Annotated in this window: 12 protein-coding genes, 1 tRNA gene and 2 rRNA genes (1 of these 15 running past the window's edge); 2 read left to right on the top strand and 13 right to left on the bottom strand. The window is 67.7% G+C overall.

Translation table 11 applies throughout. From position 1 onward, the window contains the following. Positions 1–30: 30 nt before the first annotated feature. Positions 31–795, top strand: coding sequence for an SDR family NAD(P)-dependent oxidoreductase (locus ACYUED_RS32320; RefSeq protein WP_491287837.1), 765 nt, complete (start codon positions 31–33; stop codon positions 793–795). Here the strand turns inward: ACYUED_RS32320 and ACYUED_RS32315 are convergent. The 9 genes from ACYUED_RS32315 to ACYUED_RS32275 form a co-directional block, all read right to left on the bottom strand. Further along, positions 743–1,021 carry a hypothetical protein gene (locus tag ACYUED_RS32315; RefSeq protein ID WP_491287836.1) on the bottom strand — a complete coding sequence of 93 codons (279 nt, stop codon included), beginning with the start codon at positions 1,019–1,021 and terminating at the stop codon, positions 743–745. The two genes, ACYUED_RS32320 and ACYUED_RS32315, sit on opposite strands and share 53 nt — an antisense overlap. Before the next feature lie 261 nt (positions 1,022–1,282). Then, complete coding sequence (locus tag ACYUED_RS32310) at positions 1,283–1,657, bottom strand: helix-turn-helix domain-containing protein (protein WP_351359580.1); 375 nt, start codon at positions 1,655–1,657, stop codon at positions 1,283–1,285. Between the two features lie 109 nt (positions 1,658–1,766). Then, positions 1,767–2,312 (bottom strand): CinA family protein, encoded by a 546-nt coding sequence (locus ACYUED_RS32305; RefSeq protein WP_491287835.1) that lies wholly within the window; start codon positions 2,310–2,312, stop codon positions 1,767–1,769. Further along, positions 2,309–3,100: a CDP-diacylglycerol--glycerol-3-phosphate 3-phosphatidyltransferase gene (gene pgsA / locus ACYUED_RS32300; RefSeq protein WP_491287834.1), complete on the bottom strand. Its 792-nt coding sequence runs from the start codon at positions 3,098–3,100 to the stop codon at positions 2,309–2,311. Before pgsA ends, ACYUED_RS32305 begins: the two co-directional genes overlap by 4 nt. Further along, the gene (gene rimO / locus ACYUED_RS32295) at positions 3,097–4,584 is read right to left on the bottom strand and encodes a 30S ribosomal protein S12 methylthiotransferase RimO (protein ID WP_491287833.1); all 1,488 of its coding nucleotides are present in this window, start codon (positions 4,582–4,584) and stop codon (positions 3,097–3,099) included. Before rimO ends, pgsA begins: the two co-directional genes overlap by 4 nt. A gap of 84 nt (positions 4,585–4,668) precedes the next feature. Further along, complete coding sequence (locus tag ACYUED_RS32290) at positions 4,669–5,508, bottom strand: helix-turn-helix domain-containing protein (protein WP_491287831.1); 840 nt, start codon at positions 5,506–5,508, stop codon at positions 4,669–4,671. 244 nt (positions 5,509–5,752) lie between these two features. After that, on the bottom strand, positions 5,753–8,467 hold the full coding sequence (locus ACYUED_RS32285; RefSeq protein ID WP_491287828.1) for a DNA translocase FtsK: 2,715 nt from the start codon (positions 8,465–8,467) through the stop codon (positions 5,753–5,755). A gap of 124 nt (positions 8,468–8,591) precedes the next feature. Then, positions 8,592–9,275 carry a response regulator gene (locus tag ACYUED_RS32280; protein WP_491287826.1) on the bottom strand — a complete coding sequence of 228 codons (684 nt, stop codon included), beginning with the start codon at positions 9,273–9,275 and terminating at the stop codon, positions 8,592–8,594. 244 nt (positions 9,276–9,519) lie between these two features. Beyond that, complete coding sequence (locus ACYUED_RS32275; protein ID WP_491287825.1) at positions 9,520–14,991, bottom strand: HAMP domain-containing protein; 5,472 nt, start codon at positions 14,989–14,991, stop codon at positions 9,520–9,522. A gap of 378 nt (positions 14,992–15,369) precedes the next feature. On the opposite strand from ACYUED_RS32275, the gene ACYUED_RS32270 reads away from it, so the two are divergent. Beyond that, a complete protein-coding gene (locus tag ACYUED_RS32270; RefSeq protein ID WP_491287822.1) occupies positions 15,370–18,123 on the top strand; it encodes a SpoIIE family protein phosphatase in 2,754 nt (917 codons plus the stop codon). A 52-nt stretch (positions 18,124–18,175) separates the two neighbouring features. Here the strand turns inward: ACYUED_RS32270 and ACYUED_RS32265 are convergent. From ACYUED_RS32265 to ACYUED_RS32250, 4 genes are all read right to left on the bottom strand, one after another. Then, positions 18,176–18,251: transfer RNA gene (locus tag ACYUED_RS32265), tRNA-Thr, on the bottom strand. A 73-nt stretch (positions 18,252–18,324) separates the two neighbouring features. Then, complete coding sequence (locus tag ACYUED_RS32260) at positions 18,325–18,987, bottom strand: DegT/DnrJ/EryC1/StrS family aminotransferase (RefSeq protein ID WP_491287820.1); 663 nt, start codon at positions 18,985–18,987, stop codon at positions 18,325–18,327. 114 nt (positions 18,988–19,101) lie between these two features. Continuing rightward, positions 19,102–19,218: ribosomal RNA gene (gene rrf / locus ACYUED_RS32255) — 5S ribosomal RNA — on the bottom strand. 95 nt (positions 19,219–19,313) lie between these two features. Beyond that, positions 19,314–21,335 (bottom strand): 23S ribosomal RNA (locus ACYUED_RS32250) (it continues 1,096 nt past the right edge of the window).

Raw genomic sequence — 21,335 nt, 5'->3', positions numbered from 1 at the left:
ACCCGTCAGAAATCCTCGTACCGTCCCCTCATGCCCGTCAAGGCGTACGAACTCACCGGACGCACCGCATTCGTCACCGGGGCCGCCGGCGGTATCGGCCGCGCCTCGGCCGTGCTGCTCGCCGAAGCGGGCGCCACCGTCCACTGCGCCGACCGCGACGCGCACGGCCTGCACGAGACGGCGACCCTGATCAAGGACGGCGGCGGCACCGCCCACACCCACCGGCTCGACGTGACCGACCGGGCGCAGCTCAGCCGGGCCGTGGAGTCCTGCGAGCGCCTGGACGTGATGGCCGCGATCGCCGGGATCATGCACAGCAGCCCGGTCCTGGAGACCCGGGACGAGGACCTCGACCAGGTCCTGAGCGTCAATTTCAAGGGGGTGCTGTACGCCTGCCAGGAGGCCGCCCGGCTCATGCTGGTCCGGCAGACCGGCGGCAGCATCATCACCATGGCCTCGAGCGCCGTCGACACCGGCCGTCCCGGCCTGCTCTGCTACGGCGCGGCCAAGGCGGCGGTGGTCCAGCTGACCAAGACGCTGGCGAACGAGGTGGGCCGGCACGGGATCCGGGTCAACTCGGTCGCGCCGGGCTGGATCCGCACGCCCATGACCGACCGCCACGAGGCCGAGGCACAGGCCCGGACCGAGGCACTGATGGCCCGCATGTCACCGCTGGGCCGGGTCGGCGAACCGGAGGACGTCGCCCACACCGTGCTGTACCTGGCCTCGGACGCGTCGGCCTTCACAACGGGCCAGATTCTGCGTCCCAACGGCGGGGTGGCGATGCCGTGGTAGCCCTGGCCGCCCGCCAGGCACCCCGCCATCGCCCTGCCCCGACGGCTCCTGCCGCCCGCGCCTTAGGCACACAGTGCACCGGCAGAAGGCTCAGCCCCCACCCGCCGGCCGCGACCGCGCCCTCCACCGCCCCGGCGCCGGGCGCGAAGGCCAGTCGCAGCACCGCCCACCACCACAGCATCCCGAGCCCGAGAGCCGCCCCCCGGCGTACTGTCGGCCGTGCCATGGACGCCACCTCCAGCCCCGACGCTAAACCGCGGCCGTCACCCACGGGGAGGGCGCACCGACGGCACACGGGCGCAACGCACCGCAGGCATCCACCATGACCGCCGCGGCCCACACGGGCAAACGGACCCGGTCGGCCGTGGCAGGTACAGACACCCCGGGAACACGAAAGCCCCGACCGCACCTCTCCAGTTCTCCCTGGAGAAGCCCCGGCCGGGGCCTTGCACGTGCACGTCGGTTCACGCGGTCACGCGCGTGAACGTCACGCGGCGACCACGTCCACCGCCTCGGCGGGCGCCTTGATGGTCACCCGTTCCGGTGGCACACCGGTCACCGATACGGAACCCAGCATCGGACGAACCGGCGCGGGCACAGACTCGGTGGCCGCAGCAGACCGGGCCAGCTCGGCGAGAGCGAGCTCGTCGCTCACTTCCCGCATGAGCTCGGACATCCGTACGTCCAGCGCGTCGCAGATGGCGGAGAGCAGCTCGGAGGAAGCCTCCTTCTGCCCCCGCTCCACCTCGGAGAGATAGCCGAGTGAGACTCGGGCGGACGAGGAGACTTCGCGCAGAGTACGGCCCTGGCGCTGGCGCTGCCGACGCAGCACGTCACCCAGCAGGCGACGGAGCAGAATCATCGGTGGCTCCCTCCTCGGACCGCGTAGCCGCATCCTTCACGCCCCACCGTACCGCCTCGCGCTGCGGCCGTGCGGGGAGCGATGTCGTGTTCACTCAGGGCTGCAAACATCAAAACCCCCCGTTCTGTTCCGTATCCTGTGCCAGCTCATTTCCGGTCTGTTCGCTCGCGAACTCCTCGAGGAGCAGTGCGAGTACGCTCCGTACACTCTCCATACGAATTTCCGCACGGTCGCCGTTCAACCGCAGCGCCGCCACTTTTCCGCCACCGGCAGAACCGGAATCCGCGGCGAAGGGGCCGTCCACGGCCACGAAGACCGTCCCCACCGGCTTGCCGTCCTGCGGTTCCGGGCCGGCGACGCCGGTGGTCGCGAGACCCCAGTCGGCGCCGAGCGCCTTGCGGACACCGACCGCCATCTGGGCCGCGACCTGCGCATCCACCGCTCCGCGCTGTTCCAGCAGGGTGGCATCGACACCCAGCAGCTGGTGCTTCAGCTCGGTGGCGTAGGCGGTCACCGAGCCGCGGAAGACCTTGGACGCCCCGGAGACGGCTGTGATCTCCGCCGCAACCAGTCCACCGGTGAGCGACTCGGCGACGGCCAGGGTCTCGCCCCTCACCGTCAGTAGTCGCACCAGTTCGGCGGCTGCGGAATTCACGCTTCCGTCTCCTCCAGAGCGGCCTTGCGCTCGGCGATGCCCTGCCTGCGCAGCACAATGGCCTGTCTTACATAGTCGAGTCCGGTCACCACGGTCAGAACGACGGCCGCTGCCATCACCCACCACCTCAGGGTGGCCAGCCAGCCCGTCAGCGCCAGCACGTACATCCCGACCGCCACGCCCTGTATGAGCGTCTTGATCTTGCCGCCGCGGCTCGCCGGGATGACGCCGTACCGGATGACCAGGAAACGCAGCAGCGTGATGCCGAGTTCCCGGCCGAGGATGACGATGGTCACCCACCACGGCAGGTCGCCCAGCGAGGAGAGACAGATCAGCGCCGCCCCCATGATCGCCTTGTCGGCGATGGGGTCGGCGATCTTCCCGAAGTCGGTGACGAGGTCGTAGGTGCGCGCCAGATGTCCGTCGAACAGGTCGGTGATCATGGCGATGGCGAAGGCGGCCCAGGCGAGCGAGCGCCATGCCGGGTCGTACCCGCCGTCGGCCAGCATCAGCGCGACGAAGCCGGGCACGAGGAGCAGCCGGAGCATGGTGAGCAGGTTGGCGATGTTCCAGACGCTGGCCTGGTTGACGGCCGCGGCCACGACCTTCCCGCCTCGCGCCGACTTCCCACCGCCGGGCGTCACGTCTGACGCGTCCGACGCCTCGGCGGAAACGGCACCCGGCACAGCGCCGGAGACGACACCGGGGGCTCCGCCCGAAGCCGCGCCCGCGGGTGCGCCCTGTGCGCCGGAGGAGCCGTTCGCCGCCGATGCCGGTACTCCGGTCATCTGCCCGCCTCCTCACTACACCCGAGCGAGCCCGCCAGCGGCTCGGCCACCAGGTCGACACCTTCCGTGCCGACCACCTTCGCCTCGACCATACGGCCGACGCTCAGACCTTCGCCGCTCGTGAGCAGCACCTGGCCGTCCGTCTCCGGTGCCTGATGCGCGCCGCGGCCGTACACACCCTCGTCGTCCACGGACTCCACGAGGACGTGCAGGGTCTCGCCGACGCGTTCCTCGGCACGCTGCGAGACGAGCTCCTCCGCCAGCCGGGAGACACGTGCCAGCCGCTCGGCCACGACGTCCTCGTCCAGTTTGTTCTCGTACGTCGCCGCCTCCGTGCCCTCCTCGTCGGAGTAGCCGAAGACGCCGATGGCGTCCAGCCGCGCGCCGTTCAGGAACCGCTCCAGCTCCGCCAGGTCGTCCCCGCTCTCGCCCGGGAAGCCCACGATGAAGTTGGAGCGCACGCCCGCCTGGGGGGCTTTGCTCCGGATGGTGTCGAGCAGTTCCAGGAAGCGGTCGGTGTCACCGAAGCGGCGCATGGCGCGCAGTACACCGGGGGCGGAGTGCTGGAAGGACAGGTCGAAGTACGGGGCGATCTTCGGCGTCGAGGTCAGGACGTCGATCAGCCCGGGGCGCATCTCGGCCGGCTGGAGGTAGCTGACGCGTACGCGCTCGAGGCCGTCGACCTCCGCGAGCTCCGGCAGGAGCGACTCCAGCAGTCGGATGTCGCCCAGGTCCTTGCCGTACGAGGTGTTGTTCTCGGAGACCAGCATGATCTCCTTGACGCCCTGCTCGGCCAGCCACCGCGTCTCGTTCAGCACGTCGCTGGGGCGGCGGGAGATGAAGGAGCCTCGGAAGGACGGGATGGCGCAGAAGGAGCAGCGCCGGTCGCAGCCGGAGGCGAGCTTCACCGAGGCGACCGGGGCGCCGTCCAGCCGGCGGCGCAGGGGCGCGCGGGGACCGGAGGCCGGAGCGAGGCCTTCGGGAAGATCGGCGGGAGCCACCGGTGCGGCCGGCCCGTGTCCCGGCAGGGCGACGTCGGCCGCGGACCCCTGCCGCTCGGCGGGGCTGATGGGCAGCAGCTTGCGCCGGTCGCGCGGGGTGTGCGAGGCGTGGACGCCGCCGCTCAGGATGGTCTGCAGACGGTCGGAGATGTCCGAGTAGTCGTCGAAGCCGAGCACGCCGTCCGCCTCGGGGAGGGCCTCGGCGAGTTCCTTGCCGTACCGCTCGGCCATGCAGCCCACCGCCACGACGGCCTGGGTTCTGCCATGACCCTTGAGGTCGTTGGCCTCCAGGAGGGCGTCGACGGAGTCCTTCTTGGCGGCTTCCACGAAGCCACAGGTGTTGACGACGGCGACATCCGCTTGTGCGGCGTCCTCCACGAGGTCCCAGCCGTCCGCCTCCAAGCGGCCTGCGAGCTCCTCCGAGTCCACCTCGTTACGGGCGCAGCCAAGGGTGACGAGTGCGACGGTACGGCGTTCAGGCATGCGCTCAAGACTACTTTGTCTCACTGACAGCCCATGTCGACGGGGTTGGCCTGGCCGGCCGCCCCCGTCCCAGCTCACATCCGGTCAGCCGACCTGAGGGTCGCCCTTCGTATACGTCAGGCGCTCCACAGCGCCCTGCTGGAAGTCGTCCTCGATCTTCTTGCCGTTGACGTAGAGCTGGATCGCGCCTGCATCACCGAGGACGAGGTTGATCTTCTCGCTGTCCTGGAAGGTCTTGGAGTCGCCCTGCTTGAGGAGTCCGTCGAACAGGAGCCGGCCGTTGTGGTCCTTGGCCGAGATCCAGCTGCGTCCGTCGGCGGCGCTGACCTGGACGGTCACCTTGTCCTGGGGAGCGGCCGCGATGGCGCTGTCCGAGGGGTCGGACTTGGGGTTGTCGGTCTTGCTGCTCTTGGGAGTGGGCGAGGCGGCCTTGCTGGTCGTGGGCGTGGATCCCTCGGCGACCTGCGTCTTCGCTCCACCGTCGTCGCCGCCCTTGAAGGCGGTGAACCCGACGAAGCCGACCACGGCGACGATCGCGGCGACCATGGCCGCGGTCCAGTTGGGTCCGCGCCGCTCGGGGCGGATGCGTTCCGCCTCGAAGAGGGGGGCTGCCGGCGTCGGGGCCGGGCGGCCGCCGTGCTCAGCGTCGTACTGCGCGATCAGCGGGGCCGGATCGAGGTGGACAGCCTTGGCCAGGGTCCTGATGTGGCCGCGGGCATAGACGTCGCCGCCGCAGGGGGCGAAGTCGTCCGCCTCGATGGCGTGCACGATGGCGATGCGGACCCGGGTGGCGTTGGTGACGTCGTCGACGGTCAGCCCGGCCGCGATCCGCGCCTGCCGGAGGGCATGGCCGACGGAGAAGCGGGCTTCCTCGCGATCGTCTTCGAACGGACGCTCGTCTTCAGGGGAGTTGCCGATGGACACGGGGGCGCCTTTCGAGCGTTAAGCCACCTGTGCTGGAGGTTCAGTCTATGGGGGGTACAAATGGGTGGGGCAACCGGGCGGCGGGACTTTGTAGCCCATCGGAATGGCCGGACACGCCGATGATGGGGTATGCGCTTGTCGCTTCCCTCAACTTGACGTACGCCGAAGGGAAACGGTTGCTCAATGATCCCTTACGGGTGAGTCACGATCGGGCATCGCTCGCCGCACCCGTACGGGCTCTCCCTCAAGCCTCCCCGCGGATCACCGCGAGCACGCCGTCCAGCTCGTCAGCCTTCACAAGAACGTCACGAGCCTTCGACCCCTCGCTCGGCCCGACGATGCCCCTGGACTCCATGAGGTCCATGAGCCGGCCGGCCTTGGCGAAGCCGACGCGCAGCTTGCGCTGGAGCATGGACGTCGACCCGAACTGCGTGGAGACCACCAGCTCCGCCGCCTGGCACAGCAGGTCGAGGTCGTCGCCGATCTCCTCGTCGATCTCCTTCTTCTGCTTGGTGCCCACGGTGACGTCGTCCCGGAAGACGGGCGCCATCTGGTCCTTGCAGTGCTGGACGACGGAGGCGACCTCGTCCTCGGTCACGAAAGCGCCCTGCATACGGGTGGGCTTGTTCTGACCCATCGGCAGATACAGCCCGTCACCCTTGCCGATCAGCTTCTCGGCACCGGGCTGGTCCAGGATGACGCGGCTGTCGGCGAGCGAGGAGGTGGCGAAGGCGAGCCGCGAGGGCACGTTCGCCTTGATCAGACCGGTCACCACGTCGACCGACGGCCGCTGCGTCGCGAGCACGAGGTGGATGCCAGCCGCGCGCGCGAGCTGTGTGATGCGCACGATCGAGTCCTCGACGTCGCGCGGGGCGACCATCATCAGGTCGGCGAGCTCGTCGACGATCACCAGCAGATACGGGTACGGCTGCAGCTCCCGCTCACTGCCCTCCGGCGACTTCACCTTGCCGTTGCGCACGGCCTCGTTGAAGTCGTCGATGTGCCGGTAGCCGTACGCCGCCAGGTCGTCGTACCGGAGGTCCATCTCCCGTACGACCCACTGGAGCGCCTCGGCGGCCCGCTTCGGGTTGGTGATGATCGGCGTGATCAGGTGCGGGATGCCCTCGTACGCGGTCAGCTCGACCCGCTTGGGGTCGACCAGGACCATGCGCACGTCCTCGGGAGTCGCGCGGACCATGATCGACGTGATCAGGCAGTTGATGCACGACGACTTGCCGGAGCCGGTGGCACCGGCCACCAGGACGTGCGGCATCTTCGCGAGGTTGGCCATCACATAGCCGCCCTCGACGTCCTTGCCGAGCGCGACCAGCATCGGGTGCTCGTCCTCGGCGGCCGCCGCAAGGCGCAGCACGTCGCCGAGGTTGACCATCTCGCGGTCGGTGTTGGGGATTTCGATGCCGACCGCGGACTTGCCGGGGATCGGGCTGATGATCCGCACGTCCGGGCTGGCGACGGCGTACGCGATGTTCTTCGTCAGCGCGGTGATCCGCTCGACCTTCACCGCGGGGCCGAGCTCGACCTCGTAGCGCGTGACCGTCGGCCCACGCGTGAAGCCGGTGACGGCGGCGTCGACCTTGAACTCGGAGAAGACGTTCGTGAGTGAGGCGACCACCGCGTCGTTGGCGGCGCTGCGCGCCTTGCCCGGGCCCCCGCGCGTGAGGAGGTCGAGCGAAGGCAGGGAGTAGGTGATGTCTCCGGACAGCTGGAGCTGCTCGGCACGCGGCGGCAGGTCGTTGACCTGCTCGGGCGCGGCCTTGGTGAGGTCCATGACCTCACCCTTCAGCTTCTCCTGCTTGGGGCGCGCCGCCGGGACGGACCGCGGAACGGGTGTCGGAACGGGTGTCGGTGTGGTGTCCTCCCGATCCCCGACCCGCACCCCCTGGGTGAGGTCGGCGACGACCGGCGAGGGCGGCATCCCGTGCATGACCGCGCCGTCGAGCGCGGCAGCGGCCGCCGCGGCGACGTCCACGGCATCCATCTGACGCGCCATGTCCGGCTGCGGCACCGCGGAGCGCCTGGGGCGGCCGCGACGCTTGGAGAGCGCCTCCTGCTCGGCGCCGTCGGGGTCGTACGCCTCCGGGGCCGGTCCACGCCTGCGCGGGCGCGCGGGCAGCGCCTCGCGCCACTGGTCGTCGTAGCGCTGCTCGTCGTCCGAGAGCTCGTCGTCCTCCGGGTCGTGAAGGATGCCGAGCTTCATGCCGAGCAGCCGCAGCCGCTGCGGGATGGCGTTGACCGGAGTCGCCGTGACGACGAGCAGGCCGAAGATCGTCAGCAGCACGAGCAGCGGTACGGCGAGCATCTCGCCCATCGTGTACGTCAGCGGGGTGGCCGCGGCCCAACCGATGAGACCGCCGGCGTCCCTTATGGCCTGCATGCCGTCACCGCGGGCGGGCGCGCCGCACGCGATGTGGACCTGGCCGAGCACGCCGATGACGAGCGCGGACAGACCGATCACGATGCGGCCGTTGGCCTCGGGCTGCTCGGGGTGGCGGATGAAGCGGACGGCGATGACCGCGAGCAGTATCGGCACGAGCAGGTCGAGGCGGCCGAAGGCACCGGTCACCAGGATCTCGACGAGGTCACCGACGGGACCGCGCAGATCGGCCCACGTGCCCGCGGCGACAATCAGTGCGATGCCGAACAGCAACAGGGCGACGCCGTCCTTGCGATGCGCCGGGTCGAGGTTCTTGGCGCCGTTCCCTATGCCGCGGAACACGGCGCCCACGGCGTGCGCGACGCCCAACCAGAGGGCGCGCACAAGCTTGTAGATGCCGCCGGTCGGGTTCGGTGCCGGCTTCGGCGGCGGCGCCGACTTCCTCGCCGCGGCTTTCCTTGCGGGCGCCTTCTTCGCCGGGGCCTTCTTCGCAGCAGCCTTCTTCGCCGGAGCCGCCGCCTTCTTCGCGGGCTGCTTCTTGGCAGCGGGGGGACGTGAGGCCATAGATGTGAGGTTACCGGTGGAGACGGCAACGGACACGTGTGCCCACTGCTTCACCCGTTCGTGTCGCTCTGGAACGGGCGCGGAACTGACGCGTGCTCATAGGCAACTGGTCCGCGCCTGAACGTCAGTTCTGCGACGGCACCGACGACGGGCTGCCGGCACCCGGCTCCAGGGCGTCCAGCGCCCGCCGCAGTCCCGTGAGTTTGCGTTCGAGATGAGCCGCGGTCGCCACGGCCGCCGCGTCCGCCGACTCGTCGTCGAGCTGCTTGGACAGCGCCTCCGCCTGCTCCTCGACCGCCGCGAGCCGCGCCGACAGCTCCGCGAGCAGTCCGGCAGGTTCCTTGGAGTCGCCGGCCACGGTCTTGCCGCCACCGCCCTCCAACTGGAGCCGCAGCAGCGCCGCCTGCTCCCGGAGCTGGCAGTTCTTCATGTACAGCTCGACGAACACCGAGACCTTCGCCCGCAGCACCCACGGGTCGAACGGCTTGGAGATGTAGTCGACCGCACCGGCCGCATACCCCCGGAAGGTGTGGTGGGGGCCGTGGTTGATCGCGGTGAGGAAGATGATCGGGATGTCCCGGGTCCGTTCTCGCCGCTTGATGTGGGCGGCTGTTTCGAAACCGTCCATTCCCGGCATCTGGACGTCCAACAAAATGACCGCGAAGTCGTCCGTGAGCAGTGCTTTGAGCGCTTCCTCCCCGGACGATGCCCGCACCAGCGTCTGATCGAGCGCAGAGAGGATGGCCTCCAGCGCCAGCAGATTCTCCGGCCGGTCATCGACCAGGAGGATCTTGGCCTTCTGCACCATGGCCCGCCCTCCTCGCCCCGGCTGTGCACCGGGTGCCGCCCCTGGGGACGACTCCCTTTCGCCGCCCGTCCTTGTGCCGGTCATCGTAGCCGCACCCCGCCCGTCGCCACACCCTGTCACCGTGATGTCACTGTGCACATAGCAGAAACGTAGGGGGAGACCAGAAGGTTCCCCGAATCCCGTACTTCTACACGGCTTCGGCCACACTGAGTCAGCAACTCCGCGTGAACATCGATGGTTCCCGTCACTCCCCCCGCATCCACTGGTCCATCACCGACAGCAGATGATCGGGATCGACCGGTTTGGTCACGTAGTCGGAGGCCCCCGACTCGATCGCCTTCTCCCGATCGCCCTTCATCGCCTTCGCGGTCAGCGCGATGATCGGCAGACCCGCGAACTGCGGCATCCTGCGGATCGCCGTGGTCGTCGCGTAGCCGTCCATCTCCGGCATCATGATGTCCATCAGGACGACCGCGACGTCGTCGTGCTGTTCCAGGACCTCGATGCCCTCGCGGCCGTTCTCGGCGTACAGCACCGACAGCCCGTGCTGCTCCAGCACGCTGGTCAGCGCGAACACGTTACGGATGTCGTCGTCGACGATCAGCACCTTCTGGCCGCCGAAGCGGATCCCGCGGTGCGGAACCGGCGCCGTGCTCTGCTCCGCGGCCGACCACTGCTCCTGGGGCGCCAGACGGTGCTCGACATCGAGTCCGGGCCTGCGGCGGCGCCTGAACAGCGCCGCGGCGCCGTTCTGCGTCTCGCGGTACGACTTCACCTCGGCCGGCGTCTCGATCGCCACCTCGGCGCGCTGCGCAAGATCCGCGGAGGCCACCAGGTCGCCGGCCGCCAGCGCGGGCAGCGCCTGCTGGTAGCCCTGCGGCGGCAGTTCGCTCGGATGCAGCGGCAAATACAGCGTGAATGTCGATCCGCGCCCCGGCTCGCTCTGTGCGTAGATCTCACCGCCGAGCAGCTGCGCGATCTCCCGCGAGATCGACAGGCCGAGCCCGGTACCCCCGTACTTGCGACTGGTCGTGCCGTCCGCCTGCTTGAACGCCTCGAAGATCACTCGCATCTTGCTGGCGGCGATACCGATACCGGTGTCGGTCACGGAGAACGCGATCAGATCCGCGTCCGGATCGGTCATCGACCCGGCTTCGAGCAGTTGCTCCCGGATCGCCATGGGCACGTCCCGGCCGGCGGGCCGGATGACCAGCTCGACGGCACCGGAGTCGGTGAACTTCACCGCGTTGGACAACAGGTTCCGCAGCACCTGCAGCAGCCGTTGTTCGTCGGTGTGCAGTGTGGCGGGCAGCTCCGGCGACACCCGTACGGACAGGTCCAGGCCCTTCTCCGCGGTCAGCGGCCGGAAAGTGGCCTCCACGTAGTCGACGAGCTGGACGAGCGCGATGCGCGTCGGGGAGACGTCCATCTTGCCCGCCTCGACCTTCGACAGGTCGAGGATGTCGTTGATCAGCTGGAGCAGGTCGGAGCCGGCACCGTGAATGGTCTCGGCGAACTCGACCTGCTTCGGGGTGAGGTTGGAGTCCGCGTTGTCGGCGAGCAGCTTGGCGAGGATCAGCAGCGAGTTGAGCGGCGTACGCAGCTCGTGCGACATGTTGGCGAGAAACTCGCTCTTGTAGCGCATCGACACGGCGAGCTGCTCGGCGCGCTCCTCCAGGACCTGCCGCGCCTCCTCGATCTCGGTGTTCTTCACCTCGATGTCGCGGTTCTGCTGGGCCAGCAGCTCGGCCTTCTCCTCCAGCTCCGCGTTGGACGCCTGGAGGGCCTTCTGCCGGTTCTCCAACTCGGCCGACCGCTCACGGAGTTGCTCGGTCAGCTCCTGCGACTGCTTCAGCAACTGCTCCGTCTTGGTGTTGACGGAGATGGTGTTGACGCTGGTCGCGATCATCTCGGCGATCTGGTTGAGGAAGTCCTTCTGGATCTGCGTGAAGGGAGTGAAGGAGGCCAGCTCGATGATGCCGAGCACCTTGCCCTCGAACAGCACGGGAAGGACGATCACCTGCGCGGGTGGCGCCTCGCCGAGGCCGGAGGAGATCTTCAGGTAGCCACTGGGCGCGTTCTCCACCAGGATCGTGCGCTTCTCCTCGGCGGCCGTCCCGATCAGCGCCTCGCCGGGCCGGAACGACGTCGGCATGGAGCCCATCGAGTAGCCGTACGACCCGAGCATGCGCAGCTCGTACGCGTCCTCGCCCCCGGGGCTGAGCTCCTTGCCGTCGACGGGCGTCATCGCCACGAAGAAGGCGCCGTGCTGCGCGGAGACCACCGGCGTCAGCTCGCTCATGATCAGCGACGCCACGTCCTGCAGGTCGCGGCGGCCCTGCATCAGTGCGGAGATACGGGCCAGGTTGCCCTTCAGCCAGTCCTGTTCCTTGTTGGCGATCGTGGTGTCGCGCAGGTTGGCGATCATCTTGTTGATGTAGTCCTGCAGTTCCTGGATCTCGCCGGACGCGTCGACGTCGATCTTCAGGTTCAGGTCACCGCGGGTCACCGCGGTCGCCACGCGCGCGATGGCGCGCACCTGCCGGGTCAGGTTCCCGGCCATCTCGTTCACGGACTCCGTGAGGTCGCGCCAGGTCCCATCCACGTCACGCACGCGTGCCTGACCGCCGAGCTGACCCTCCGTACCCACCTCACGGGCGACTCGGGTGACCTCTTCGGCAAAGCTGGACAGCTGGTCGACCATCGTGTTGATCGTCGTCTTGAGCTCAAGAATCTCGCCACGGGCGTCAATGTCGATCTTCTTGGTCAAGTCACCCTTGGCGATGGCCGTGGTGACCATGGCGATGTTGCGCACCTGACCGGTCAGATTGGACGCCATGCCGTTCACGGAGTCGGTGAGGTCCTTCCACGTACCCGCCACACCCGGTACATGCGCCTGGCCGCCGAGGATGCCGTCCGTGCCCACCTCACGGGCCACCTTGGTGACCTGGTCGGCGAACGAACTCAGCGTCTTCACCATGGTGTTGAAGGTGTCGGCGAGCTGCTGGACCTCGCCGCGCGCCTCGATCGTCACCGTCCGCGTCAGGTCGCCGTTGGCGACGGCCGCCGCGACCTGGGAGATGTTGCGCACCTGCATGGTCAGGTTCTTGGCCATCAGGTTGACGTTGCCGCTGAGGTCCTTCCAGATGCCCGTGACACCCGGTACGTGCGCCTGGCCGCCCAGGATGCCCTCGGTGCCCACCTCACGGGCCACCCGCGTCACCTGCTCGGCGAAACTGGACAGCTGGTCGACCATCGTGTTGACCGTCGTGACGAGCTCAAGAATCTCGCCCTTCGCGTCAACAGTGATCTTCTTGGACAGGTCCCCCTTGGCGACGGCGGTCGTGACCTCGGCGATGTTGCGCACCTGGATGGTCAGGTTGTTCGCCATGAAGTTCACGGACTGCGTGAGGTCCTTCCAGGTGCCGGAGACACCCTGCACCTCGGCCTGACCGCCCAGCTGGCCCTCGGTGCCCACCTCGCGGGCGACCCTGGTGACCTCCTCCGCGAACGACGACAGCTGGTCGACCATCGTGTTCAGGGTGTTCTTCAGCTCCAGGATCTCCCCGCGCGCGTCCACGGTGATCTTCTGGGACAGGTCACCCCGGGCCACCGCCGTCGCGACCTGCGCGATGTTGCGCACCTGGGCCGTCAGGTTCCCGGCCATGCCGTTCACGGAATCGGTCAGGTCCCGCCACACACCGGCCACACCGGGCACCTGCGCCTGCCCGCCCAGACGCCCCTCCGTGCCCACCTCACGGGCCACGCGGGTCACCTGGTCGGCGAACCCGGAGAGCTGGTCGACCATCGTGTTGATGGTGTTCTTCAGCTCCAGGATCTCCCCGCGCGCGTCGACGTCGATCTTCTGGGAGAGATCACCCCGGGCGACCGCGGTGGTCACCTGCGCGATGTTGCGCACCTGGGCCGTCAGGTTCCCGGCCATGCCGTTGACGGAGTCGGTGAGCTCCTTCCACGTACCGGCCACACCCGGTACGACCGCCTGCCCGCCCAGCCGGCCCTCCGTGCCCACGTCCCGGGCCATCCGCGTGACCTGGTCGGCGAAGGACGACAGCTGGTCCACCATCGTGTTCACGGTGTTCTTCAGCTGGAGCATCTCGCCGGAGACGTCCACGGTGACCTTCTGCGACAGATCACCGTTGGCCACCGCCGTCGTCACCTGGGCGATGTTGCGCACCTGCCCGGTGAGGTTGCGGAACGCCGTGTTGACCGAGTCGGTCAGGTCCTTCCAGGTTCCGGCCGCGCCCGGCACCTGCGCCTGCCCGCCCAGCTCACCCTCGACGCCGACCTCACGGGCCACACGCGTCACCTCGGAGCCGAACGACGACAGCTGGTCGACCATGCCGTTGACGGTGTTCTTCAGCTCGAGCATCTCGCCGGCCACGTCGACCGTGACCTTCTGGGAGAGATCACCGTTGGCCACCGCCGTCGTGACGGCCGCGATGTCCCTCACCTGAATGGTCAGATTCCGGAACACCGTGTTGACGGAGTCCGTCAGGTCCTTCCACGTGCCCGCCGCGCCCGGCACGTTCGCCTGACCGCCCAGCTGCCCCGCGGCACCGACCTCGTTGGCCACGCGCGTGACCTCGTCCGCGAAGATCCGCAGCGTCTCGGTCATCTGGTTGATCGTGTCCGCGAGCTGCGCGACCTCACCGCGTGCCGACACGGTGACCTTCTGCGACAGGTCACCGTTGGCGACCGCGGTGGTGACCTGCGCGATACCGCGCACCTGGGCCGTCAGGTTGCCGGCCATGAGGTTCACCGAATCGGTGAGGTCCTTCCACACACCGGCCACACCCGGCACCTGCGCCTGACCACCGAGCTCGCCCTCCGTGCCCACCTCGCGCGCGACTCGCGTCACCTCGGAGGAGAAGGACGACAGCTGGTCCACCATCGTGTTGACGGTGTTCTTCAGCTCCAGCATCTCGCCGGCGACGTGAACCGTGACCTTCCGGGACAGGTCCCCCTTGGCCACCGCGGTCGTCACCAGGGCGATGTCCCGCACCTGGGCCGTCAGCCGGTACGCCATCGTGTTGACGGAGTCCGTGAGGTCCTTCCACGAACCCGACATGCCACGCACGCGTGCCTGACCGCCCAGCTTGCCCTCGGTGCCCACCTCGCTGGCCACGCGCGTGACCTCGTCGGTGAACGTCGACAGCTGGTCGACAAGGTTGTTCACGGTCCGGCCGACCTTGAGGAACTCCCCCCGCAGCGGATGCCCGGTCCCGTCCTGGGCCTGCGTCCGCAGCTCCATGCGCGGCGACAGATCGCCCTCCGCCACCGCCGACAGCACCCGGCCGACCTCGGAGACGGGCCGTACGAGGTCGTCCACGAGCGCGTTGGACGCCTCGATGGCGGCCACCCAGGAACCCTCGTAGGCGCCCGTCTCCAGCCGCTCGGTGAGCTTGCCCTCACGGCCCACCATGCGCCGCACCCGCGACAGCTCACCCGTCAGATGCAGATTACGGTCGGCCACCTCGTTGAAAACCGCTGCAATCTCGGACATCACGCCGTCCCCGGACACCGTGAGCCGTTTACGGAAGTTCCCGTCGCGCATCGCCACGAGAGCCGCCAGCAGCCGGTTCATGGCAGCCGTGTCCACCGCGGTGGTCCCACCACGCGGTTTACGCTGGTTACTCAGGGACTGTCCGCCTTTCGCGCGCGTCTTAGTGCCCCGCGTCGCTGCGCCAGACTCCACTGTGTCCCTCCCGCAGGGGTCGACCGTTACTGCTGTGCTCCGGTACTACCGTTCGCCGTACCAGTTACTACTGCGTAGTTCTGCCGGATGTAACCAGGCCACACCACGGGCTGCTGCCCGCTGTGCGCGGAAGTCACTCAGCCTGCCCGGACCTTCACAAGAAGCTTGCCCAGTGTTTCACCCTGCCTGAACCCGGCCATAACAGTTCGGCAGCTTCGCACATCGTCCGCACACCCTCTGGGCGGAAACACTGCAGACCGGCATCCGCATGGACGGCGAAGGTAAGTAACCTTGCATGCGGCTGTCCAGCCGCGCCGGTCCGTCCGGCCTGGGCGGTGGCACGAGCACGAGCGGGCATCGGAGGGGCGGCCGCACAACATGACCACCGGACTGATCCCGGGGGGACAGCCCCCGGACCCCCGGCCGACGGGCGGCCTGCCGCATCAGCGGCAGGAGCCGGTCGGCCAGGCAGCCCTGCCCGTCGACAACCGGACGAGGAGTTCTGTGATCACCGCGCGCGCGGCCGCCAGCTTCGAGCCCGTCGGACGATCGGTGGCGACGGCCCGCTCCTTCGTCCGCGACACCCTTCAGGGCTGGGGCTTCGCCGACATCGTCGACGACGCCGTGGTCCTCACCAGCGAGCTGGTGACCAACGCCGTGGTGCATGCCGGCACGTCCGCGGACGTCCTGTGCCTGCGCAGCGACGAGGGTGTACGGATCGAGGTGGCCGACCGCTACCCGGAGCGCGAGATCCCCCTCCAGGGCCACCCCGTCACCATGGGCAGCCCCGACCGCGAGGGCGGCCGCGGGCTTCAGCTGTGCGCGGCGCTCGCCAGCCGCTGGGGCGTCGACTACACGCCGACGCAGAAGCAGGTCTGGTTCCACCTGGACCTCCCCCAGCGCTCTGTCGGTACGCGCGCGGCGGGCCCCTCGCTCCCCTCCGACCTCCTCCCCCTCGCCGACGGCCGGGTCCGCGTGGCGGTCATCCAGATCGACCGCACCGGCTCCATCACGTCGTGGAACGAGGACGCGGAGGAACTCTTCGGCTACCCGGCCGAACAGGTCACCGGCAAGCCCCTCACCGACTTCGCCGCCTGGCCGCACACCCCCGGCACCAGCACGGGCATCGTGGAGGCGCTCCAGCTCTCCCGCTGGGAGGGCAGCTACGGCATCAGAGGCGCCAACGGCCGCGTCGCTCCGGTGTACGCCTCCCACCTCCGTGTCCGCGACACGGGCGGCGAGCCCTCCACGGTCTGCCTCCTCGTGCGGGAACACGAGCGGGCCGTCCTGCAGACCCCACTGCGCATCCCGTCCTCCGACTCGGCGACCACCTCCGACGGTCAGAGCTCCGACCCGTTCGAGGTGTTCATCGGCTCGCCGGCCCCGGACGACCTCGACGGCCTCCTCCAGCGGACGGTGGAGCGCGCCCGCGACATGCTCGACGCCGACTCCGCCTTCCTGCTCCTCGCGACCGACGACGAAACGGAGTTGGAGGTCCGCGCCTCCACCGGCCTGCCCTCCGCCCGCCAGCGCTTCGCCCGCGTGCCCGTCGAAGCGGGCCCCGGCCGCTACGGCTCCGCCCGCATGCCGGCGGTCCACGACGACCTGGCGGCCGTACCGGGCGCGGTCCCGCTCCTCAGCGGCACGTGCATGCGCTCGGTCGTCACGGTCCCCCTCAAGGTCGAGGGACGCCTCACCGGCTCCCTCGGCGTGGCGGCGGAGGGACCAGGCAGATACTCGAACGAAGAGGCCCTGCGCCTCCAATTCGCCGCGGACCGCATCGCGTTGGCGGTCGAGTCGGCCCGCCTCGGCGAACTGGAACGCCTGCGCCGAGGCTCCCTGAGCTTCCTCGTCGAGGCCTCCGACCTGCTGGCCGGCACCCTGGACCGCGACCAGACCCTGGCCCTGATGGCCCAGATGACGGTCCCCACACTCGCCACCTGGTGCGCCGTCTACACGATCGCCGACCAGGCCTCCGAGCCCTACCTCTCGTATGTCCTGCACGAGGACGAGGAACTCATCGACGGCATCAAGTCGTTGCTCTCGAAGGTGTCCCCGCCCGATCCGGTCCCCACCCCCGGCGCCCGTGTCTGGTCGGCTCCCGGCGAGGTGGCCCACCAGGCAGCCCTGCGCAGTTCCATGCGCAGCCTCGGCCTCAGTGGCGGTCCGACCCGTCAGATCGCCTCGGGCATCGGTCCCACGCTCGCCACGGCCTCCGCGGTGGGCGGCGAGACAGTCGTGCTCCCCTTGGTTGCCCGCAACCGCGTCATCGGCATGCTGACGCTGGGCAAGCCCACCGACGAACACTTCCGCCAGGAAATCCTGGAACTGGCCGAGGACTTGAGCCGCAGGGCCGCCCTCGCCCTCGACAACGCCCGCCTGTACTCCGAGCGCACGGCCATCAGCCAGGCCCTCCAGCGCAGCCTCCTGCCGCCCGAACTCCCGGAGATCGACGGCGTCGAGGTCGAGGTCATCTACCGCGCGGCCGGCGAGGGCAACGAGGTCGGCGGTGACTTCTACGATCTCTTCCCGATCAGCGACGGCGCCTACGGCTTCGCCATCGGCGACGTCTGCGGTACGGGCCCGAACGCGGCCGCGGTCACGGGCCTGGCCCGGCACGCCCTGCGTCTGCTGGCCCGCGAGGGCCTCAGCGGCCCGGCCGTGCTGGAACGACTGAACTCGGCCATTCTCGACGAAGGCGCCCGCAGCCGCTTCCTGACCCTTCTCTACGGCGAGATGCGACCGCAGGAGGACGGCAGCGCGGAACTGAAGGTGGTCTGCGCCGGACACCCCCTCCCACTCCGCCTGCGGCAGGACGGCACGGTGGAGCCGGCCGCCGAACCGCAACCGCTCCTGGGCGTCATGGAGGATCTGGAGCTCTACGAGCAGACGGTCACCCTCGACCCGGGCGATGTCCTGCTGTGCGTCACGGACGGCGTCACGGAGCGCCGCGAGGGCACCCGCATGCTGGGCGACGACGGCCTCAGCGACGTCCTCACCACCTGCACGGGCCTGACCGCGGGCGCGGTCGCCGCCCGCATCATGCGCGCGGTGGAACGCTTCGCATCCGACGCCCCGTCCGACGACATGGCGATCCTGGCCATGCGAGTCCCGGGCCTCCACAAGGACTGACAGACGTCGGAACACGAAGAAGGCCCCGCCCAGTTGGGCGGGGCCTTCTGCCTGGAGCCCCCAAACGGAATCGAACCGTTGACCTTCTCCTTACCATGGAGACGCTCTACCGACTGAGCTATAGGGGCCTGTTGCCTTACGAGGTTTCCCTCGCGGCAACGGAATAGATCATACCCCGAACAGACACCTGCTCCCAACCGCTCAGAAAGCAGGCTGGAGCAGTCCGCCCAGTGCATTGCACGCGCCGACGATCCGCTGCATGTCCCGCTTCGTCAACGCGGCGTCCACAGGCAGCGCGAGGGTCTCATCGGCCGCGCGCTCGGTCTCCGGCAAGGACACGCAGCGACGGAATTCCGGCAGCCGATGCACGGGCGTCTTCACCGGCACCCGGCACTCAACGCCCCTGGACCGCACGGCCCGGGCAAAGGCATCCCGGTCCGGCCGCCCATTCCCGGGCACCCGGACGACGTACTGCTGATACGTGTGCCCGTCACCGCCGTCGGGCGTCCGTACGCCCCTCAACTTGGCGTCGAGATAAGCGGCACGCTCCCGTCGCTGTGCGATCTCGTCATACGGCACCTCTGACTCGCCCTGCTCCAGCACCAGAAGCTGGTGCCGCTGTCCCACCCCATGCAGCCGCGCGATGTCAGCCGGCCGACCGAAGCGGTGCACGACAATAATCGCTGCCGTCCGCGGAGTTACGGCTGCCTCGACAGCGGAGGCGTCCAGGCAGTAGGTCAACGGATCTATGTCGGCGAACACCGGCAGCGCACCCGCGAGGGCGACCGCTCCGGCGACTTCGGCGTTCCCGAAGGCCGGCACGACAACCTCGTCACCGACACCGACGCCGGCGGCCCTGAGCATTGCAGCAGTACCCATGACTCGGATGGTTGTTGCGCAACGTGAACTCCAAGTGACGCAGAACAAAAAAGGGTTGGACCCTGAACCGAAGTTCAGGGTCCAACCCTTTGAATGATTGTTCGGCGGCGTCCTACTCTCCCACAGGGTCCCCCCTGCAGTACCATCGGCGCTGTAAGGCTTAGCTTCCGGGTTCGGAATGTAACCGGGCGTTTCCCTCACGCTATAACCACCGAAACACTATGAAACTGTTGAACCTGCCGCACCGTTGTCGTGGCCCGACAACGGGGCTGTTCGTGGTTTCAGAACCAACACAGTGGACGCGAGCAACTGAGGACAAGCCCTCGGCCTATTAGTACCGGTCACCTCCACCCATTACTGGGCTTCCAGATCCGGCCTATCAACCCAGTCGTCTACTGGGAGCCTTACCCCATCAAGTGGGTGGGAATACTCATCTCGAAGCAGGCTTCCCGCTTAGATGCTTTCAGCGGTTATCCCTCCCGAACGTAGCCAACCAGCCATGCCCTTGGCAGAACAACTGGCACACCAGAGGTTCGTCCGTCCCGGTCCTCTCGTACTAGGGACAGCCCTTCTCAATATTCCTGCGCGCGCAGCGGATAGGGACCGAACTGTCTCACGACGTTCTAAACCCAGCTCGCGTACCGCTTTAATGGGCGAACAGCCCAACCCTTGGGACCGACTCCAGCCCCAGGATGCGACGAGCCGACATCGAGGTGCCAAACCATCCCGTCGATATGGACTCTTGGGGAAGATCAGCCTGTTATCCCCGGGGTACCTTTTATCCGTTGAGCGACGGCGCTTCCACAAGCCACCGCCGGATCACTAGTCCCGACTTTCGTCCCTGCTCGACCCGTCGGTCTCACAGTCAAGCTCCCTTGTGCACTTACACTCAACACCTGATTGCCAACCAGGCTGAGGGAACCTTTGGGCGCCTCCGTTACTCTTTAGGAGGCAACCGCCCCAGTTAAACTACCCATCAGACACTGTCCCTGATCCGGATCACGGACCCAGGTTAGACATCCAGCACGACCAGACTGGTATTTCAACGACGACTCCCCCTGAACTGGCGTCCAGAGTTCACAGTCTCCCAGCTATCCTACACAAGCCGAACCGAACACCAATATCAAACTGTAGTAAAGGTCCCGGGGTCTTTCCGTCCTGCTGCGCGAAACGAGCATCTTTACTCGTAGTGCAATTTCACCGGGCCTATGGTTGAGACAGTCGAGAAGTCGTTACGCCATTCGTGCAGGTCGGAACTTACCCGACAAGGAATTTCGCTACCTTAGGATGGTTATAGTTACCACCGCCGTTTACTGGCGCTTAAGTTCTCAGCTTCGCACGCCCGAAAGCGCACTAACCGGTCCCCTTAACGTTCCAGCACCGGGCAGGCGTCAGTCCGTATACATCGCCTTACGGCTTCGCACGGACCTGTGTTTTTAGTAAACAGTCGCTTCTCGCTGGTCTCTGCGGCCACCCCCAGCTCAGACAGAAAATGTCATCACCAGTGATGGCCCCCCTTCTCCCGAAGTTACGGGGGCATTTTGCCGAGTTCCTTAACCATAGTTCACCCGAACGCCTCGGTATTCTCTACCTGACCACCTGAGTCGGTTTAGGGTACGGGCCGCCATGAAACTCGCTAGAGGCTTTTCTCGACAGCATAGGATCATCCACTTCACCACAATCGGCTCGGCATCAGGTCTCACCCACATGCCATCCGGATTTACCTGGATGACGGGCTACACCCTTACCCCGGGACAACCACCGCCCGGGCTGGACTACCTTCCTGCGTCACCCCATCACTCACCTACTACAAGTCTGGTCCGTCGGCTCCACCACTTTCCATTCCCCGAAGGGTCCGGAACGGCTTCACGGACTTAGCATCGCCTGATTCAATGTTTGACGCTTCACAGCGGGTACCGGAATATCAACCGGTTATCCATCGACTACGCCTGTCGGCCTCGCCTTAGGTCCCGACTTACCCTGGGCAGATCAGCTTGACCCAGGAACCCTTAGTCAATCGGCGCACACGTTTCTCACGTGTGTATCGCTACTCATGCCTGCATTCTCACTCGTGAACCGTCCACCACTGCCTTCCGGCGCGGCTTCACCCGGCACACGACGCTCCCCTACCCATCACAGCGGGCGTTGGCCCTCATGCTGCAATGACACGACTTCGGCGGTACGCTTGAGCCCCGCTACATTGTCGGCGCGGAATCACTAGACCAGTGAGCTATTACGCACTCTTTCAAGGGTGGCTGCTTCTAAGCCAACCTCCTGGTTGTCTGTGCGACTCCACATCCTTTCCCACTTAGCGTACGCTTAGGGGCCTTAGT

Source organism: Streptomyces sp. DF42 (assembly GCF_058267695.1).
Note: the sequence above shows the minus strand (reverse complement) of the source record. Positions and strands in the feature narration are given on the sequence as shown.